Source organism: Microvirga sp. 17 mud 1-3, from assembly GCF_003151255.1.
In the GTDB taxonomy this organism is placed as follows: domain Bacteria; phylum Pseudomonadota; class Alphaproteobacteria; order Rhizobiales; family Beijerinckiaceae; genus Microvirga.
In genome coordinates this window covers 1,373,524-1,390,742 of the sequence record NZ_CP029481.1, presented here as the reverse complement: position 1 = coordinate 1,390,742, position 17,219 = coordinate 1,373,524, and the positions used below count along the sequence as shown (strand labels likewise).

Sequence of the window (17,219 nt, the reverse complement as noted above, 5' to 3'; positions counted from 1 at the left end):
CGTCGTTATCTTTCGTCGTTACCGGTTTGCCCGGTTGCAGCCGCCCTTACCGCGCGGCAGCGGGTTTGACACAAAATGGCCGGGCGCTGGCTCGACCGTTGGGAGTTCAGGCGGCCACCCGTTCGGCCTCGCTGCGCAGCCCGAGAAGGCGGCAGATCGCGTAGACGAGATCGGCCCGGTTCATGGTGTAGAAATGGAATTCATGGACGCCGCGATCGACGAGGTCGATCACCTGCTCGGCCGCCACCGCGGCCGCGATGAGCCGGCGTGTCTCCACATCCTCCTCCAGGCCCTCGAAGCGGGCGGCCAGCCAGGCCGGGATGCTCGCGCCAGTCTTGGCCGCGAAGTTCGCCGTCTGGCGGAAGTTCTGCACCGGCACGATGCCGGGCACGATCGGAATGTCGATGCCCCGCGCCCGCACCCGGTCGAGATAGCGGAAATAGACGTCGTTATCGAAGAAGAATTGAGTGATGGCCCGGTCCGCGCCCGCATCCACCTTGCCCTTCAGCACGTCGATGTCCTCGTCCAGGGAGGCGGCTTCCGGGTGCTTCTCGGGATAAGCGGAAACGGACACCTCGAAATCGCCGATGGCCTTGATCCCGGCCACCAGATCGCAAGTGCGCTGATAGCCCTCCCGGTGAGGCTCATAAGCCGTGCCCAGCCCACCGACCGGGTCTCCCCGCAGGGCCACCACATGGCGCACGCCTGCATCCCAATAGGAACGCACGACTCCGTCGACCTCCTCCTTCGTGGCGGCCACGCAGGTGAGGTGCGCGGCAGGGTTCAGCCGCGTTTCGCGCACGAGGCGGGAGACGGTCGCGTGGGTGCGCTCGCGGGTGGAGCCACCGGCCCCATAAGTGACGGACACGAATTGCGGATCGAGAGGCGCGAGGCGCTCGATGGAGGACCACAGCGTCGTCTCCATCTCGGCCGTCTTGGGCGGGAAGAACTCGAACGAGACCTTGATCGGGCAGGACGCCTGCCGGCTGGGGCGCGAAGCGAGCGGCAACATCAGGCGACCTCTCTGTCGGGTGCGGAAATCGGCCAGTCCGTCGCGATGCGGCGGTCCTGCCCGAGCCATAGGGAAACAATGAGCTGCTCGTCGCCTGTCCGGACGGGGGCGATCTGCCGGTTGAGGGTGCAGTCGAGCCCGGCCTCGTCGAGCCAGTCGGCCACCTGCTCGGGCGCAAAGCCGAGTCGGCGATGGGCCTGGGTTTCGCGCAGGAACTCGAGGCTGTGGGGCGCGAAATCGACCACGAGGATCCGCCCGCCCGGCGTCACCAGCCGCGAGGCCTCGCGGATCGCGCGGGCCGGGTCGTCGAGATAATGCAGGACCTGATGGATCACCACGAGGTCGAACGTGTCGCGCGGGAAAGGCGGCGCATAGATGTCGCCCTGGCGCAGCTCGATGCCCCGCAGGCCGGCCTTTTCCAGGTTGGCGCGGGCGACCGACAGCATGGCGTGGCTTGCATCGAGCCCGACTGTGCGCGAGGCCCGCGGCGCCAGGAGCTGGAGCATCCGGCCCGTTCCGGTGCCGAGATCGACCAGATTGCGGATCGGCTTGTCGCCGAGAATTTCCAGGACTGCCGCCTCCACGGTCGCCTCCGGCGCATGGAGCGAGCGGATCCGGTCCCAATCGGGCGCGAGCCGGGAGAAGAAGGCCTGGGCCGCATGGGAGCGCTGGGCCCTGACCGCCTCCAGCCGCGTGCGGTCGTCGAGGAGGAGCGGGTCGGACCGGTTGAGGCTGTCGAGCATCGGCCGGAGGATATGGGCAGCCTCGCCCCGGTCCGTGAGCCGGAAGAAAGCCCAGGCCCCTTCCCTGTGCCGCTCCACTAGCCCGGCCTCGACGAGGAGCTTGAGATGGCGGGAGATGCGGGGCTGGGACTGACCGAGAATGTCCGTGAGATCGGTCACGGACAATTCCCCCTCGGTCAGCAGGGCCAGGATCCGCAGACGCGTCTCCTCGGCGGCCGCCCGGAGGATGCCCAGTGTCAGATCCAGCGATGGCGATGCGGTATCCGGCACGATTGAAACTCGCTCTCACATATAAAGATATATTTATATCTTCTTTGGAAATCCGGCAAGTTAAACCTTGGGTCCGGCTGCCCCATAGGCATGCGCCCTCTGCAAGGGCAGCCAGCAAGTGCGAAAGGAGGCTCCTGTGCTGCCCGAGCCCCTCGGCCCCACACCCTGGCTTAAGCGTGGTAGAGAACGGCATGGTCGATTCTGCGGGCGAAATTCTCATCCTGACCGGGCCGCCGGGCTCCGGAAAGACGACGGCGGCCCGTGCCCTTGCGGCTGAGCCGGGCTCCTCGAAGGTCCATCTCCATGCCGACGATTTCTGGCATTTCATCGGGAACGGCGCGGTTTCGCCCTACCGGCCGGAGGCCCACCGGCAGAACGGGGTCGTGATCGACGTTCTCGCCAAGGCGGCCGAAGGCTATGCCGAGGGCGGCTATTTCGTGATCGTGGACGGCATTATCGGGCCCTGGTTCCTGCCGCCCTTTCGGGCCTTGAGCGTGCCGCTCCACTATCTGGTCCTGCGCCCGCCGCTCGATATTGCCATCCGGCGCTGCCGGGAGCGGGGCGGCGAGACGCTGACCGATCCGGAAACAATCACAGAGCTCCACTGGCAGTTCTCGTCGCTCGGAGAACTCGAACGCCATGCGCTCCCGACCGGGGAAGACAGCCGGCAGGATCTCCTGCGTGCGATATCGGCAGCCGTTCGGAGCCAGGCGTTCCGTCTGCCCTGAGCGACCTCAGCGGAACGGCGGCTCGTCGAAGCTGCGCAGCTTGCGGGAATGGAGGGAGGTGCGCTGGTCGCGCAGGATGTCGAGGGCCGCAAGCCCGATCATCAGGTGCTCGCCGACTGCGCGCTCATAGAAGGCATTCGCGGCGCCCGGCAGCTTGATTTCCCCGTGGAGCGGCTTGTCCGACACGCAGAGGAGAGTCCCGTAGGGAACCCGCAGCCTATAGCCCTGCGCCGCGATGGTCCCGCTTTCCATATCGACCGCGATGGCGCGGGACAGGTTGATCTGCCGCCGCTCCTGGCTCCAGCGCAGCTCCCAGTTCCGGTCGTCGTAGGTCACCACGGTTCCGGTCCGCAGGCGGCGCTTCAGGGCGTCACCCCGCTCGCCCGTGACCTGCACGGCGGCTTCCTGGAGAGCGACCTGGATTTCCGCGAGGGCCGGCACCGGGATTTCCGGCGGCACCGCATTGTCGAGGATGCGGTCGCGGCGCAGATAGCCGTGGGCGAGCACGTAGTCGCCGATGGTCTGCGACTGGCGCAGGCCGCCGCAATGGCCCACCATCAGCCAGCAATGGGGCCGCAGGACCGCGAGATGATCCGTGATGTTCTTGGCGTTGGACGGGCCGACGCCGATATTCACGAGCGTGACCCCGTGCCCGTCCCGTCGGGTGAGGTGATAGGACGGCATCTGGAAGCGGTGCCAGGGCGAGGAGCCGATCAGCTCCGCGACCGCATCCTCCGACAGACCACTTTCGATGGCGATGCCGCCCGGCAGGATGAGCTTCTCGAAGGGGCTGTCCGGGTTGGCGAGCTCGGCGACGGCCCAGCGCACGAACTGGTCCACGTAGCGGTGATAGTTCGTCAGCAGGATCCAGGGCTGCACGGCGCGCCAGTCGCTGCCCGTGTAATGGACGAGGCGGCGCAGGGAATAGTCGGTCCGCGATGCATCGAAGAGGGACAGGGGCCGGGGCGCATGCTCGACGAATTCCCAGATCCCGTCGGCGATCTCGTCCCCGACCGATGCGAGGAGCGGGGTCGGGAAGAACTGGGCGAGTTCCGCGGCCGAATGGGCGCCGCGGCCGAGCTCGTCGCCCCGCTCGAAGATGTACGGATAGGGGATCTCCTGCTGGCTGACGCCGACCTCCAGCGTCACGCCGTAATCGCGCACGAGGTGCCTGAGCTGCTCCAGCAGGTAGTTCCGGAAGAAGGCCGGCTGGGTGACGGTGGTCGCATAGACCCCCGGCGCCTGGAGCTTCGCATAGGCCCGCTGCTTCACGGGCGGGAGCGCCGTGGCCCTGTAGACGACGCGCAGCTCCGGATAGCGGAAGCGGGTGCGCTCCTCGGCCGTAGGGGGAATTTTTGTGGCGAAGAAATGCTCCAGCGCATGGCGCTGCGCCTCGATGGCGGCGTCATAGAGCAGAACGAGCTCATCGACGGCTTCTTCGGGAGAGGCGACGGACTGGAAGGACTTCATCTCATCGGCGGGCACGGTGACATCTTCTCTGGTGTTCTCGTGCCTCAAGGGTCTTACACTGTTTCGGGCCGGAACCCAACCTCCCGGTGATCAGAAGGGCAGGCTTTCCCCCTGCCAGTCGAAGAAGCGGCCGCTCTCGGCCATGGAGAGACGGTCGATCAGCGACACGATCCCCGCCGCGCTTTCCCCAACGTTAATATCGGCGCCCGCGCCGCCCATATCGGTGCGCACCCAGCCCGGATGGACGCAGATCACCGCGATCCCTTCGGGCGCGAGATCGGTCGCAAGGCCCTGCATCACCTTGTTCACGGCGGCTTTCGACGCCCGGTAGGCGATCCGGTCCGACTTGGCATGGGACAGGGACCCCATGCGGCTGCTGATGGTCACGATCCTGCCGTTCGAGGAGCGGCGCAGATGCGGCAGGAAAGCCTGGACCACCCGCAGCGGCCCGAGGGTGTTGACCGCAAGCGTGTCGAGAAACCCGTCGAAATCCATGTCGAGGGTAGACTGGCGTTGGGGGCCGATCACGCCCGCATTGTTCAGGAGGACATCGATCGGCTCGTCGACGGCACGGGCCGCATCCGCGATGGATGCGGGATCGCGCACGTCGAGGCCGAGGACGCGAAGGCGGCCCACCTCCTCGTGCTCCCGCAACGCGGCGGGAGCCGTGCCACCGCCCCTGACGGTGCCGACGACCCGGTCGCCACGCTCCAGGAGGACGCGGGCGAGCTCCTGCCCGATGCCGCGTCCGATCCCGGTGACGAGGAAGGTCCCCATAGCCCTTACCGCGCGAACTTCTTGTACTTGATCCGGTGCGGGATCGTGGAATCCGTTCCGAGGCGGCGCTTCTTGTCCTCCTCGTAATCGGCGAAGTTGCCCTCGAACCATTCCACGTGGCTGTCGCCCTCGAAGGCCAGGATGTGGGTCGCGATGCGGTCGAGGAACCAGCGGTCGTGGCTGATGATCACGGCGCAGCCCGCATAATCCTCCAGCGCCTCTTCGAGCGCCCGCAGGGTGTCCACGTCGAGGTCGTTGGTCGGCTCGTCGAGGAGCAGGACGTTGGCGCCGGACTTCAGGATCTTGGCGAGGTGAACGCGGTTGCGCTCGCCGCCCGAGAGCACGCCGACCTTCTTCTGCTGGTCCGCGCCCTTGAAGTTGAACGCGCCGCAATAGGCACGGGCGTTGATCTCGCGCTTGCCGAGATAGATCACCTCGTTGCCGCCGGAGATTTCCTCGTAGAGGGTCTTGTTGGCGTCGAGGGTGTCGCGGCTCTGGTCCACATAGCCGAGCTTGACGCTCTCGCCGATCTGGATCGTGCCCTCGTCCGGCTGCTCCTGCCCGGTGATCATGCGGAATAGGGTGGTCTTACCGGCGCCGTTCGGGCCGATGACGCCCACGATGCCGCCCGGCGGCAGCTTGAAGGACAGGCCGTCGATGAGGAGCTTGTCCCCGAAGGCCTTCTTCAGACCGTCGAACTCGATGACGTTGTTACCCAGACGCTCGGCGATCGGGATGATGATCTGGGCCGTGGTCGGCCCCTTCTCGGAGGCCTTGGCGACGAGGTCCTCATAGCGCTGGATACGCGCCTTGGACTTGGCCTGGCGGGCCTTCGGCGAGGCCGAGACCCATTCCCGCTCGCGCTCGATGGTGCGCTTGTGGGCTTCCTCCTCGCGACCCTCCTGCTCCAGGCGCTTCTGCTTCTGCTCGAGCCAGGAGGAGTAGTTGCCCTCGTAGGGAATGCCCCGGCCGCGGTCGAGCTCGAGGATCCAGCCGGTAACGTTGTCGAGGAAGTAACGGTCGTGGGTGACGATCAGGATTGCGCCCGGATAGCTGCGCAGGTGGCCTTCCAGCCAAGCCGTCGTTTCGGCGTCGAGGTGGTTGGTCGGCTCGTCTAGGAGCAGAAGTTCGGGCTGCTCGAGAAGCAGCTTGCAAAGCGCGACGCGGCGGCGCTCACCGCCCGAGAGCTTGTCCACGGCCCAGTCGTCCGGCGGGCAGCGCAGGGCGTCCATGGCCTGGTCGACCTGGGAATCGAGATCCCAGAGGCCCTTCGCCTCGATCTCGTCCTGGAGGCGGGTCATCTCGTCCGCCGTCTCCTCGGAATAGTTCATGGCGAGCTCGTTGTAGCGGTCGAGAATCGCCTTCTTGGCCGCGACGCCTTCCATGACGTTCTCGCGGACGTTCTTGGTCGGGTCGAGCTGCGGCTCCTGGGGCAGGTAGCCCACCCGGGCGCCCTCTGCGACCCAGCCTTCGCCGTTATAATCGGTGTCGATGCCGGCCATGATGCGCAGGAGCGTCGACTTACCGGCGCCGTTGACGCCGAGGACGCCGATCTTCGCGTCGGGATAGAAGGAGAGATGGACGTTGTCCAAGACCTTCTTGCCGCTCGAATAGGTCTTGGTCAGACCGCGCATGTGATAGATGAACTGACGGGACACGTAAAAACCTGCCGAATAGGATCGTGTTGGGGGAATTGCCCGGTCAGTTAGCAGGGGCGGCCTGAAGGAGCAAGGTGGGCAAAGGTCGCCGGTCGGTTCGGGGGACTTGAGGCTCCCCCGTCATTCCGGGACAGCGCGGAGCGCTGGGCCCGGAACCCATAACCGCTAACGCGGCAGGATAAAGCTCAGCGGCTATCAGGGCTCTTCATTCTGAGACGCTGGTGGTTATGGGTTCCGGGCTCGCACCTGAAGGTGCGCCCCGGAATGACGGTGCATCATCTGCAACCCCACTCCGTCATGGCCGGACGTGATCCGGCCATCCACGTCATGAGAACCACAGTGCTGCAAAGACATGGTTTCCCGGGCCAAGACCGGGCCTGACGATAGTCACCGTCGCAGCAAGGCGCGCAGGCTCTCGCGCTGCTCTGTCCAGTAGGATCGGATTTCCTGCAGCCCGTCCGCCAGCGGATCGGCGAACATGGCCCGGTGCTCGAAATAGCACGGCGGACCGTAGCCGCCCTGACAGCCGCGTTCGCGGCGGCACGCGCGACGGCGGCACTTGGCCGGCACATGCAGCACGTCGGCCAGACGGCGCAGGGCATCGTCGGGATCGGGAAGATGGGACAGGACGTAATCGGCTCGGGTCATGGCGCAATGGCTTTCGGATAATGAATTCATGAAAAGAAGGCATGCCGCTTTGTCCTCCGGGCGGTGAAGCCCGGAGGAGAATGCAGGATCGAGGGGACGAGAGGATCGCTCCGGCTCTGCTGGGATGATGGGAAAATGCGGTGAGCCGAAGCGTCAGCGCGCACGGTTTGTTTCGGCGGACCGGCCGCGGAAGGTCCACGTACTGCCCGGACCTCCGGCTCTGCCGGGGCCACCTGGGCCCCACCTTGCGTCGGGTGTGACCGCAGGACCGTTCCGCTCCCCGCATTCGGCGACGCCTCGCGAGCGCGCCCCTCGGCGGGAGCAGATGTGAAAGGATATAGCTTAGCTTTACCGGCCTGTCAAGAACGAAAGAAGAACAGTTAGGGCAAGCGCGCCGCGATCCCCTCCCCCTTGTGGGGAGGGTCAGGGTGGGGGTGTGAGCGCTACGGTCTGAAAATCCTGCGCCAACACCCCCTCTCCAACTCTCCCCCACAAGGGGGAGAGGGCACGGAGGCGCCCCCGCGTCACTCCTGGAGAGATGCTACGCGCGCCGGAATGGCGCGGGCCTCATTACAGCCCGAACGGATAAGTCTCCGGCATGCCCTCCCCGTGCGCTTCGGTCAGGGGCGTCACGGCCCGGGTTTCGTCGAACCAGACGAAGGCGTCGAACTGTTCCGGCAGGACCGCCTCGAAATAATGGCTGTAGAGCTCGGTCTCGGGCCGGTAGATCACGCCGATGGCCCGCTCCAGGCGGGGGCGGGACAGGGCGCGGCGCAGGTCGAGGCGGCCGGGTCCGCGCCAATCCGTGAGGAAACGGCCGAGGCCGGCATCGCGGAAGAGGCGCTCGTGGCTGTCCGGCCGCGCCGGGCGGACATCCTTGATCTCCATCGGTGAATCCCAGTCGCTTGCGGCCGCCACCGTGCCGCGGTCTGTACCGAAGCCGATGAGCACGGCCTGGTCCTGGTAGGCAGTGCGGCAGAGCTCTCCGATGTTGAACTCGCCCTGCCAGCCCATGGCCGTGGCGGCCGCGTTGCCGATATGGGAATTATGCGCCCAGACCACCGCCCTGGCGCCGTCGCGCCGGGCGAGGAGCCGCTGGAGGGTGTCGAACATGTGCCGGTCGCGCAGGTTCCAGGACTCGGTCGCTCCCTCGTACATGATCCGATAGTAATGCTCCGCCGCATGGACGATGCGGGCGTTCTGGACCGCATCGAAGAAGGCCTCGCCGTCGGCCCTCATGTAGGCGATGCGCTTGGCAAGCATGTCCTGGAGCTGGGTGAGCAGGGCCTGGTCGCAGGGGCGCTTCTGGCCCGTGAGAACGGCCCGGCCGTAGCGGGCCGGGTCGGACTGCCAGGGGCTGAGGCAACCATAGCGCCCTCTCGCCTCCCGAGCGGCATCGGGATCGACCCTGTCGAGATAGTCGATCACCGCGCGGATCGAGGCGTCGAGGCTGTAGACGTCGAGACCGCGGAACTCGACGCGCCTGTCGTCCGCACGGTCACGGTTGAAGTCCCGCAGCCAGTTGACGAAATCCTCCACCTCCTCGTTGCGCCACATCCAGGCGGGGAAGCGCTGGAAGGCTGCATCGTCGCTGGGTGGAACGGGATGGTGGCGCACATAGGCGTCGATGCGGGCGGCATCCGGCCAATCCGCCTCGGCGGCCACGATGGTGAAGCCGTGCCGTTCCACGAGCCGGCGCGTGATCGCCGCCCGGGCGCGGTAGAATTCGGACGTGCCGTGCGTCGCCTCCCCTAGCAGCACGACCCTCGCGTCGGCAAAGCGGTCGAAGGCCGCGCCGAAGGCCTCCGCATCCTCCAGGGGCGGCAGGGGCTCGCCGTTGTGGCGGACGATTCCGATGGTCTCTTCGAGCGCGGCATCGTTCTCGCGCTGCTTCCAGGACAGACCGGCCATGGTGGCACCTTCCGGACAGGGAAGCCGGAGCCGCGTTGCCCCGGCACCCTTCCTTAACGGAAGGTTCGGTTGTCCTGTTCCGGCTGCGCGCTGGCCTAAAGCATCGGACCCAAAAGTGGATTTGCACTTTTGGGACCCATCCGATGCTTTCTCTCTCAATGAGAGCATCGTCCGAGCGGAGAACCGGGTCCACTTTTCCGCACGATGCTCTAGATGCCGCGGACGAGGCCGCCATCGACCAGGATGTTCTGGCCCGTGATGTAGCCGGCATCGTCCGACAGGAGAAACGCCACGGTCTTGGCCATCTCGCCAACGGTCCCGTAGCGCCCCATCGGGATACGGGCCTTGCGCTCCGGCTTCTCGGGCAGGCTGTCGATGAAGCCGGGCAGCACGTTGTTCATGCGGATGCCCGCCTTGGCGTAGCGCTCCGCATAGAGCTTGGTGAAGGCGGCGAGCGCCGTGCGCAGCGCGGCCGAGACGGGGAAATCCGCATCCGGCTCATAGGCCGCGAAGCTCGACACGTTGACGAAAGTTCCCTTCCCGGCCTTCTCCATGACGGGCGTCACGAGGCGGGCCATGCGCACCACGTTCATGAGCACCACGTCGAGGCCCAGATGCCAATCCGCATCCGGAATGGCCAGGAGATCGCCCTTCGGCGGGTGGCCGGTATGGTTCACGACCGCGTCGATGCGCCCGTAGCGGTCGAGGGTTTCTTTGACGAGGCGGTCCAAGTCGGCCGGCTCGGTGACGGAGCCCTGGACGGCGAGCGCGCCCGTCTCCTGCGCGACGGCCTGCAGATCATCGGAGCGGGCCAGAAGCGCGAGGCGATAGCCCCGGCTGTGCAGCTCCCTGGCAATGGCCGCACCCATGCCCTTGCTGGCGGCGGTAACGATGGCGACTGACGACATGATGGCTCCCGTTTCCCGACTCGGGCCTGAGCCTATCGCGCTCAGACCGTCTGCGCCATCATGGCCGCGAAGGCTTCCTCTGCTGCCAGCACGGTCGTCATCTGGACCGTGTGGGCGAAGCGGAAGGGCTCGCCGTAGATGGTCTCGTCCGGGAATTCCGTGATGAGGGTGAGCGGCGACGGGTGCCTTTCCTCGGCGGTGACGAGGCAGGGAATGTCGTTGACGATCTCGTAGGGCGTGCCGCCGGAATGGATCGCGCAGATTTCGATCTGGCGCCGGTTGAACGCGGCCAGGCCCGGAATGGCCTGGAGACGCTTCGTGACCGCCTCGATGAGCGCCCTCGCCTGCCCGGCCCAGGCGGGATGGTGGCGCATGATGAGGAAGAAGCCCTTTGGGATCGCCCACAATTCGAAGCCGCGCGGGAGATAGCCCGTGAAGGGCCGCGTCCATTCATGGGCCGGATAGCCGTGGAGATTCACGTGAAGCTCGGCGCCCGAGAGCTCCAGCGCCTGATTTCGCGCACCGATCTCGTAGGTCGGGTTGCCCCGGTCGAACTCCACGTCGCTGCCGAGCGAGGTGTAGCGGGCCGCGTGATGCATGTGGCGCGGATTGGCCTCGCAGAGCCGGCCGTGCAACGCATAGCCGTCCGGGTTCTCCACGGCGATCAGCGCCAGGTTGACGTCCGGATCGGCGAGGAGCCGGCGCGCGGCGCGCAGGGCACCGACGGGCGCCGAGGTCTCGTTGGCATGCTGGCCCGCCGAGACCAGAATTGCCGGGCGACGGCCCGGGCGGTAGATCCCGCGCACGGGACGCCCCTCCCGCGAGATGCCCTCGAAGGTCTGGCCGGGCAGTTCCGCGAGATCCCGATAGATTTGCGCGAGGCCCGGCGCCGCATCGGCGGTCTCGAGCACCTGCTCAGGCCGGACGGGATCCTGCGGGCGGCCGAATGCCAGAAGCGCGACGCGCACATGCGCATCCCCCTCCCCGGCCCGGATATCCGGCACGATCTGGCCCGGCTGGAGCCCGCGATCCTCCGGCGGGCGGCCCGAGCGGTGCTTGAAGAATTCGAGCAGGGAGAAATAGAAATCCTCGTGCAGCGCCTCGCGGGTGCTCATCACCTCGTCGCCGTAATCCAGCGGGCGCTCGATCCCCGCGATGCTCACGTCGATGGCGAGGGTCTCCGCATAGGGCTCCTCGGCCGGCCAGGGATGGGCCGCGACGGTCGCCATCACCCTGTCGAACACCGTCTCGATCTCGGTCGTGAGGGCTTCGTCGCGGGCAAGGCCCGATGGCGCGGAGGCGCGCATCCACCCGGTCGGGCAGAGATCGGCCAGGCCGAGATGGTTGCGGCGGATGCGGTTCGGCGCGAAGACCTCGTGCTCGGCCGTCCGGCCGTCGCGGTACTGCGCCGTCACCCGGTAGACGGGCTTCTCGTCGCCGGGCGTGAAGACTGTCTCGACGCCCTCCAGAAGCCCCGCCAGCGGATAGGCCTCGGAGAGGAATCGGATGGGGTTAGCCGTGGGGTGGACCGGATAGACGATCTCGACGCGGGCGAGGTCCTTTGTGTCGATCTCCTCCAGGAAGGCGTGGACGAGGGGCTTGTAGGCGCTGCGCAGGCGCGCCGTGACGCCGGCCTCGGCAAGGGCGGCCTCCGCTTTGCGCCGCGCGGGCTCGTCCTCGAATAGCCAGGCTTCGAGACGTGCCCCGCGCCTGTCTTCGGCCGACCACTCCGCCACGAGGGCATCGAGGGTCCGCGGCACCCTTTCGTCGAGAAGAACGGTCATTTGGAGGTCTGCCCTGTAGGATCGAGGAAATCGCGCAGCCAGTCGCCGAGCAGATTGAGGCCGAGCACCGTGAACATGATGGCGAGGCCCGGGAAGACGCTGACCCACCAGGCCGACTGGAGATAGGTGCGCCCGTCCGCGAGCATGCCGCCCCAGCTCGGAATGAGGGGATCGACTCCGAGGCCCAGGAAGGTCAGGCTGCTTTCGAGGAGGATGTTGTTGGCGACGTTCAGCGTCATCAGGATGACGATGGGCCCCAGCACGTTGGGAAGGATGTGCTGGAAGATGATCCGCCCGTTGCCGACGCCGATGGCCCGGGCCGAGAGGATGAACTCCCGGTCGCGCAAAGCGAGCACGGAGCCGCGCACAAGGCGGGCATATTGCACCCATTGGGCGATGATCATGAAGAAGATCACCTTGTCGATGCCCGTGCCGAGAATGGCCAGGAACATGATGGCGATGAGGATGAAGGGCAGCGCGAGCTGCACGTCCGCGAAGCGCATCAGGATGACTTCGGCGATGCCGCGGTAATAGCCCGCGATGAGACCCATCAGGGTCCCGAGCACCACGGCGCCGAGGACCGACAGGACGCCGACCGTGAGCGAGATGCGCCCGCCGACGATCACGCGGGCCAGCACGTCGCGCCCGAGCGGATCGGTGCCGAGAATATGGGCCGGGTTCTGGAACGGCGGCAGGAGGCGGGCCATCAGGTCCATGCTCTCGCCGCCGTCAGGAAAGAGAAAGCCGGAGAACAGGACCGCGAGCGTCATGCCGCCCGTCAGGAGGACGCCGAGGACGAGCTCGAAGGATCTGAAGTGCCGGCGCGATGCGGCGGCTGCCTGGGCAAGGGCCATGGGCGTCACTCCGTCCGGATGCGCGGGTCGATGAGCCCGTAGGCGATATCGACCAGGAGGTTGATGAGCACGATGAAGAGGGCCAGCACCGTGATGGAGCCCTGGAGGACCGGATAGTCGCGGGCCGAGATCGCGTCGAAGGCGAGCGTTCCCATGCCGGGCCAGTTGAAGACCCGCTCCACGATGACGATGCCGCCGATGAGGCTGCCGAACTGGAGCCCGATATAGGTGACGAGGGGGATCGCGGAGTTGCGCAAGGCGTGCTTGTAGAGCACCACCCAATCCTTCAGCCCCTTGGAGCGCGCCACCATGATGTATTGCTGGGACAGGGTCTCCAGCATGGAGGTGCGCACCAGCCGCACGTTGGTGGCCGTCAGGATGATGCCCATGGTGAGCGCGGGCATGACGAAGCTTTCAGGCCCTTCCATGCCGCTCGGCGGCAGGATTCCGAGCGTGATCGAGAAGAACAGCACCAGCATGATCGCCAGCCAGAAATTCGGGAATGACAGGCCGACGAGGGACAGGATGCGGATGAGCTGATCCGGCCAGCGCCCGCGCTGCACGGCCGCATAGACCCCGAGCGGAACCGACAGCACGATGGAAATCAGGAGCGACGCGAAGGCCAGGAGCAGGGTCGCGGGCAAGGCCTTGGAGATGAGGAGCGACACGGGGGTGCCGCCCATGAAGCTGCGGCCGAAATCGCCGACCAGCACTCCTCTCAGGAAGTCGAGATACTGCACGTAAAAGGGCCGCTCCAGGCCGAGCGCCTGGCGGATGTTCTGCAGGTCCTTCTCGGTGATGTTGCTGCCGCCCGCCAGCATGACGGCCGGGTCGCCGGACAGGCGGATCGCGAAGGCCACGATCAGCGTCACGGCCAGGATCACGAATACAGCCTGCAACAATCGCTTGAGAATGAAGCCCGCCATCGGGTGATCCTTGTTCTTGTTGTCGTGAGGCGGCCCCGCCGGAGCGGGGCCGCCATGTCATTCAAGATGCGAAAAAGCGCCGGCGGATTATTCCACCGACGTCTCGGTGAAGCGGAAGCGGCGGTCCGCCGGCGCATCGAAGTTCTTCACCCGCTTGTTCACGCCGTAGATGGTGTTCTGGTTGTAGAGCGGGATCTCCAGGGCCTGATCGGCCACGTAGCGGGCAATCTCCTGAAGGATCTTCTCGCGCTCCTTCACGTCGTAGATGCTGCGCTGCTTCTCGAGCATGGCGTCGAGCTTGGGATCCTTGTCGTAAGGATTCCACTTCTCGCCCGAGTGGTACATCAGGTAGGCGGTGTTGTCGTAGTCGAAGGTCCAGCCGCCCCAGGCATTGTGCCAGGCCTCGTCCGTCTTGCCGTTCGGGATGATGTCGTTGAGCAGGACCGGGGTCTCGTAGGGCTGGAGCGAGGCCTTCAGGCCGAGCGCCTGCAGGAAGCCGGCCGCCGCCTGCGCCACTTCGCGGAAGGTCGCGTCGTTGCCGCGGAAGTCGATTTTCACCGGCGCGCCGGGCTGCACGCCCGCCTGCTGGAGCATCTGCTTCGCCTTGGCGAGGTCGAAGGGCAGCGGCTTCAGGTTCGGGTCGTAGCCGAAGGACAGGTCCGCCTGGAAGCTCGCGATGGGCTTGCCGTGGCCGAGGAGCACCGCCTTGATGATGGCATCGCGGTCGATGCCCATGATCAGCGCCTTGCGGACGTTCACGTCCTTGGTGATGCCGTTCTTGGTGTTGAGGCGCAGCGCCACGACCGTCGGGCCCGTGATGCTGATGAGGCTGAGCTTCGGATCCTTCTCGACGGTCGGCGCAAGGCCGAACGGGATCAGGGTCGCGACGTCGATGCGCCCGGCCTGGAGCTCGGCGATCTGGGTGTTGGCCTCGGCGATCATGCGGAAGACGAGCTTGTCGAGCTTCGGCGCGCCGCCCCAATGCTCAGGGAAGGCCTCGAGGGTCAGGCTGACCTTGGGCTCGTAGCTGACGAACTTGAAAGGCCCCGTGCCGACCGGGTGGCTGTTGAAGTAATCGTCACCCTTTTCCTTGATGTATTGCGGCGGGACGATCATGGCGCCGTAGCCGGCGAGCTTGGTGAGCAGCACCGGGTCGGGCTGCTTCATGATGAAATCGACGGTGTTGGCGTCGACCACTTCGACGTGATCGATGGAGGTGTAGTTCGACTGCTGCGGCCCCTTCTTGCCCTCGTCGCCGAGGAGCCGGTCGAAGGTGAACTTCACGGCTTCCGCGTTGAAGGGCTCGCCGTTGTGGAACTTCACGTTCTCGCGCAGCTTGAAGCGGATGCGGCTGTTGTTGTCGAGGAACTCCCAGCTCGTCGCGAGGCCGGGCTTCAGCTTCATGTCGGCGCCGCGGGCGGTCAGGCCGTCGAAGATGTTGTTGGCGGCGGACGACCAGTCGACCACGAAGGTGTCGATGGGATCCCAGCTGCCGGGATCCAGCGCGATTGCGGTCGTCAGCGTGCCGGCGGCCTGGGCCTGGGTCGCCGCAAGCGGCGCCAGGGCGGCCGCGACCGTAAAGCCGAGCGCCCGAAGGGTGGTTGAAACTTTCATTCTGCTCTCTCCTCTGAAGAGTTCTTTCATGCCGCGCCGCGGAGCTGGTCGGCCTCGATGGCCACCCAGTGGCCCGGTTCGACCTCCCGCATGCGATGAATTGCAGGCTCCTGCCCGACGGGACGGACCGGACTCGGGATCTCACCCTCGACCCGCGTCCCGGCGCGCGCACGCTCCGGATCCGCGATGGGGACCGCCGACAGGAGCTTGCGGGTGTAGGAATGCTGCGGGTTCTCGAAGATGGCCTGGCGGGAGCCGATCTCGACGATCTGCCCGAGATACATCACGGCGACCCGATGGCTGATCTTCTCCACCACGGCCATGTCGTGGGTGATGAAAAGATAGGAGAGCCGCCGGCGCTCCTGAAGCTCCATGAGCAGGTTCACGATCTGCGCCTGGATCGACACGTCCAAAGCCGAGACGGATTCGTCCGCGATGACGAGCTTGGGATCGCTTGCCAGCGCGCGGGCGATGCAGATGCGCTGTCGCTGGCCGCCGGAGAATTCGTGCGGATAGCGCTTGGCGTGCTGCGGCTGCAGGCCGACCTGCTCCAGAAGCTCGTGCACGCGCCGCTCGATGGCCTTGCGGTCCCTGATGAGGCCGTGCACCACGATGGGCTCCGCGATGCTGAACCCGACCGTGTGGCGCGGGTCGAGGGACGCGAAGGGGTCCTGGAAGATGTACTGGATCTGCTGACGCAGGCGCCGGCGCTCCGGCTGGCTCATGGCGTTCATGTCGCGCCCGTCGAACCGCACCGTGCCGCCGGTCGGTTCCACAAGCTGCTGGAGCGTGCGCCCGATGGTCGACTTGCCGGAGCCGGATTCGCCGACCAGCGCCAGCGTCTCGCCCGGATAGATGTCGAAGCTCACCTCCTCCACCGCGTGAACCCGGTGGGTGACGCGGCCGAAGAAGGTCTTGCCCACGTCGAAACGGGTGGTCAGCTTCTCGACCTGAAGGATCGGCTTCGAATAATCGGCCGTGTCCTGCACATGGGTCTCGCCCACCTCCTTCGGCTCGCCCGCATCCATCACCATCACGGGGGTGCGCTTCGGCAGAGGCTGGCCCGTCAGGCTGCCCAGGCGCGGCACGGCCGAAAGGAGCGCGCGCGTATAGGGGTGTTTCGGCGCTGCGAAGATCTCGCGCACGGGCGCCTGCTCCACCTTCTCGCCCTTCCACATGACGACCACGTCGTCCGCCATCTCGGCCACCACGCCCATGTCGTGGGTGATGAAGATGACGGCCGTGCCCATCTCGGCCTGCAGATCGCGGATGATGTTGAGGATCTGCGCCTGGATCGTCACGTCGAGGGCGGTCGTCGGCTCGTCGGCGATCAGGAGCTTGGGCCCGCAGGCGAGCGCCATGGCGATCATCACGCGCTGGCGCATGCCGCCGGAGAGCTGGTGTGGATAACGGTCAAGGAGCTTGTCGGCGTCGGGCAGGCGGACCTTCTGCAGAAGCTCCTTCGCCCGCAGGCGCGCGTCACGGGCATTGAGCCCCTCGTGCAGGGTCAGCGCCTCGGCGATCTGGTTGCCGATGGTGAAGACCGGGTTGAGGGACGTCATAGGCTCCTGGAAGATCATGGCGATCTCGTTGCCGCGGATCGCCCGGAGCGTCGCGTCCGAGGCTCCGACGAGGTCGAGCGTCTCACCCCCGGAGCGGCGGAACAGCACCTCGCCGCCCGCGATGCGCCCGCCCGTATAGTCGGTCAGGCGCATGATCGCGAGGGATGTGACGGACTTGCCCGAGCCGGATTCCCCCACGATCGCGAGGGTCTTGCCCGGCTCGACATCGAAGCTGACTTCCTTCACGGCCCGGAAGGCGCCCGGCCCCGATCCGAATTCGACCGAAAGAGAGCGGACCGACAGAAGCGGCCCGTCCTGCCGCCGACGATGGGATGGAATATCCGACATGAATCC

Annotated in this window: 14 protein-coding genes; 1 reads left to right on the top strand and 13 read right to left on the bottom strand. The window is 66.4% G+C overall.

Features of this window, described 5'->3' with window-relative positions; genetic code table 11:
• Positions 1-106 precede the first annotated feature (106 nt).
• Together metF and C4E04_RS06460 are read right to left on the bottom strand one after the other, a co-directional pair.
• The gene (gene metF / locus C4E04_RS06465) at positions 107-1,009 is read right to left on the bottom strand and encodes a methylenetetrahydrofolate reductase [NAD(P)H] (protein ID WP_371682054.1); all 903 of its coding nucleotides are present in this window, start codon (positions 1,007-1,009) and stop codon (positions 107-109) included.
• A gap of 2 nt (positions 1,010-1,011) precedes the next feature.
• A complete protein-coding gene (locus C4E04_RS06460) occupies positions 1,012-2,025 on the bottom strand; it encodes a metalloregulator ArsR/SmtB family transcription factor (protein ID WP_109596017.1) in 1,014 nt (337 codons plus the stop codon).
• Between the two features lie 191 nt (positions 2,026-2,216).
• Between C4E04_RS06460 and C4E04_RS06455 the strand changes: the two genes are divergently transcribed.
• Positions 2,217-2,753: an AAA family ATPase gene (locus C4E04_RS06455; protein WP_109596016.1), complete on the top strand. Its 537-nt coding sequence runs from the start codon at positions 2,217-2,219 to the stop codon at positions 2,751-2,753.
• A gap of 6 nt (positions 2,754-2,759) precedes the next feature.
• Here C4E04_RS06455 and C4E04_RS06450 read toward each other — a convergent pair whose 3' ends face one another.
• The 11 genes from C4E04_RS06450 to C4E04_RS06400 all read right to left on the bottom strand — a co-directional run bounded on the left by C4E04_RS06450 (position 2,760) and on the right by C4E04_RS06400 (position 17,213).
• Positions 2,760-4,238, bottom strand: coding sequence for an AMP nucleosidase (locus C4E04_RS06450; protein ID WP_109596015.1), 1,479 nt, complete (start codon positions 4,236-4,238; stop codon positions 2,760-2,762).
• Between the two features lie 75 nt (positions 4,239-4,313).
• Positions 4,314-5,000 carry an SDR family oxidoreductase gene (locus C4E04_RS06445; RefSeq protein WP_109596014.1) on the bottom strand — a complete coding sequence of 229 codons (687 nt, stop codon included), beginning with the start codon at positions 4,998-5,000 and terminating at the stop codon, positions 4,314-4,316.
• Positions 5,001-5,005: 5 nt separating this feature from the next.
• Positions 5,006-6,658 carry an energy-dependent translational throttle protein EttA gene (ettA, locus tag C4E04_RS06440; protein ID WP_109596013.1) on the bottom strand — a complete coding sequence of 551 codons (1,653 nt, stop codon included), beginning with the start codon at positions 6,656-6,658 and terminating at the stop codon, positions 5,006-5,008.
• Between the two features lie 387 nt (positions 6,659-7,045).
• Positions 7,046-7,336 (bottom strand): hypothetical protein, encoded by a 291-nt coding sequence (locus C4E04_RS06435; RefSeq protein WP_162559299.1) that lies wholly within the window; start codon positions 7,334-7,336, stop codon positions 7,046-7,048.
• Between the two features lie 540 nt (positions 7,337-7,876).
• On the bottom strand, positions 7,877-9,217 hold the full coding sequence (locus tag C4E04_RS06430; protein ID WP_174219254.1) for an erythromycin esterase family protein: 1,341 nt from the start codon (positions 9,215-9,217) through the stop codon (positions 7,877-7,879).
• A 209-nt stretch (positions 9,218-9,426) separates the two neighbouring features.
• On the bottom strand, positions 9,427-10,125 hold the full coding sequence (locus tag C4E04_RS06425; protein WP_109596011.1) for an SDR family oxidoreductase: 699 nt from the start codon (positions 10,123-10,125) through the stop codon (positions 9,427-9,429).
• Between the two features lie 41 nt (positions 10,126-10,166).
• The gene (locus C4E04_RS06420; RefSeq protein ID WP_109596010.1) at positions 10,167-11,909 is read right to left on the bottom strand and encodes a M14 family zinc carboxypeptidase; all 1,743 of its coding nucleotides are present in this window, start codon (positions 11,907-11,909) and stop codon (positions 10,167-10,169) included.
• Entirely contained in the window at positions 11,906-12,763 is an 858-nt protein-coding gene (locus C4E04_RS06415; RefSeq protein ID WP_109596009.1) for an ABC transporter permease, read from the bottom strand. The genes C4E04_RS06420 and C4E04_RS06415 overlap by 4 nt, the downstream gene beginning before the upstream one ends.
• A 5-nt stretch (positions 12,764-12,768) precedes the next feature.
• Positions 12,769-13,689 carry an ABC transporter permease gene (locus C4E04_RS06410; RefSeq protein WP_109596008.1) on the bottom strand — a complete coding sequence of 307 codons (921 nt, stop codon included), beginning with the start codon at positions 13,687-13,689 and terminating at the stop codon, positions 12,769-12,771.
• Between the two features lie 87 nt (positions 13,690-13,776).
• On the bottom strand, positions 13,777-15,303 hold the full coding sequence (locus tag C4E04_RS06405) for an ABC transporter substrate-binding protein (protein ID WP_109596007.1): 1,527 nt from the start codon (positions 15,301-15,303) through the stop codon (positions 13,777-13,779).
• A gap of 26 nt (positions 15,304-15,329) precedes the next feature.
• Positions 15,330-17,213, bottom strand: coding sequence for an ABC transporter ATP-binding protein (locus tag C4E04_RS06400; RefSeq protein WP_109596006.1), 1,884 nt, complete (start codon positions 17,211-17,213; stop codon positions 15,330-15,332).
• Positions 17,214-17,219 lie beyond the last annotated feature (6 nt).

What these genes read in the sequence shown, in the direction of transcription:
- C4E04_RS06455 (WP_109596016.1), top strand. Translation starts at nt 2,217, where the DNA reads ATGGTCGATTCTGCGGGCGAAATTCTCATCCTGACCGGGCCGCCGGGC.
- C4E04_RS06445 (WP_109596014.1), bottom strand. Translation starts at nt 5,000, where the DNA reads ATGGGGACCTTCCTCGTCACCGGGATCGGACGCGGCATCGGGCAGGAG.
- C4E04_RS06435 (WP_162559299.1), bottom strand. Translation starts at nt 7,336, where the DNA reads ATGAATTCATTATCCGAAAGCCATTGCGCCATGACCCGAGCCGATTAC.
- C4E04_RS06430 (WP_174219254.1), bottom strand. Translation starts at nt 9,217, where the DNA reads ATGGCCGGTCTGTCCTGGAAGCAGCGCGAGAACGATGCCGCGCTCGAA.
- C4E04_RS06425 (WP_109596011.1), bottom strand. Translation starts at nt 10,125, where the DNA reads ATGTCGTCAGTCGCCATCGTTACCGCCGCCAGCAAGGGCATGGGTGCG.
- C4E04_RS06420 (WP_109596010.1), bottom strand. Translation starts at nt 11,909, where the DNA reads ATGACCGTTCTTCTCGACGAAAGGGTGCCGCGGACCCTCGATGCCCTC.
- C4E04_RS06415 (WP_109596009.1), bottom strand. Translation starts at nt 12,763, where the DNA reads ATGGCCCTTGCCCAGGCAGCCGCCGCATCGCGCCGGCACTTCAGATCC.
- C4E04_RS06410 (WP_109596008.1), bottom strand. Translation starts at nt 13,689, where the DNA reads ATGGCGGGCTTCATTCTCAAGCGATTGTTGCAGGCTGTATTCGTGATC.
- C4E04_RS06405 (WP_109596007.1), bottom strand. Translation starts at nt 15,303, where the DNA reads ATGAAAGTTTCAACCACCCTTCGGGCGCTCGGCTTTACGGTCGCGGCC.
- C4E04_RS06400 (WP_109596006.1), bottom strand. Translation starts at nt 17,213, where the DNA reads ATGTCGGATATTCCATCCCATCGTCGGCGGCAGGACGGGCCGCTTCTG.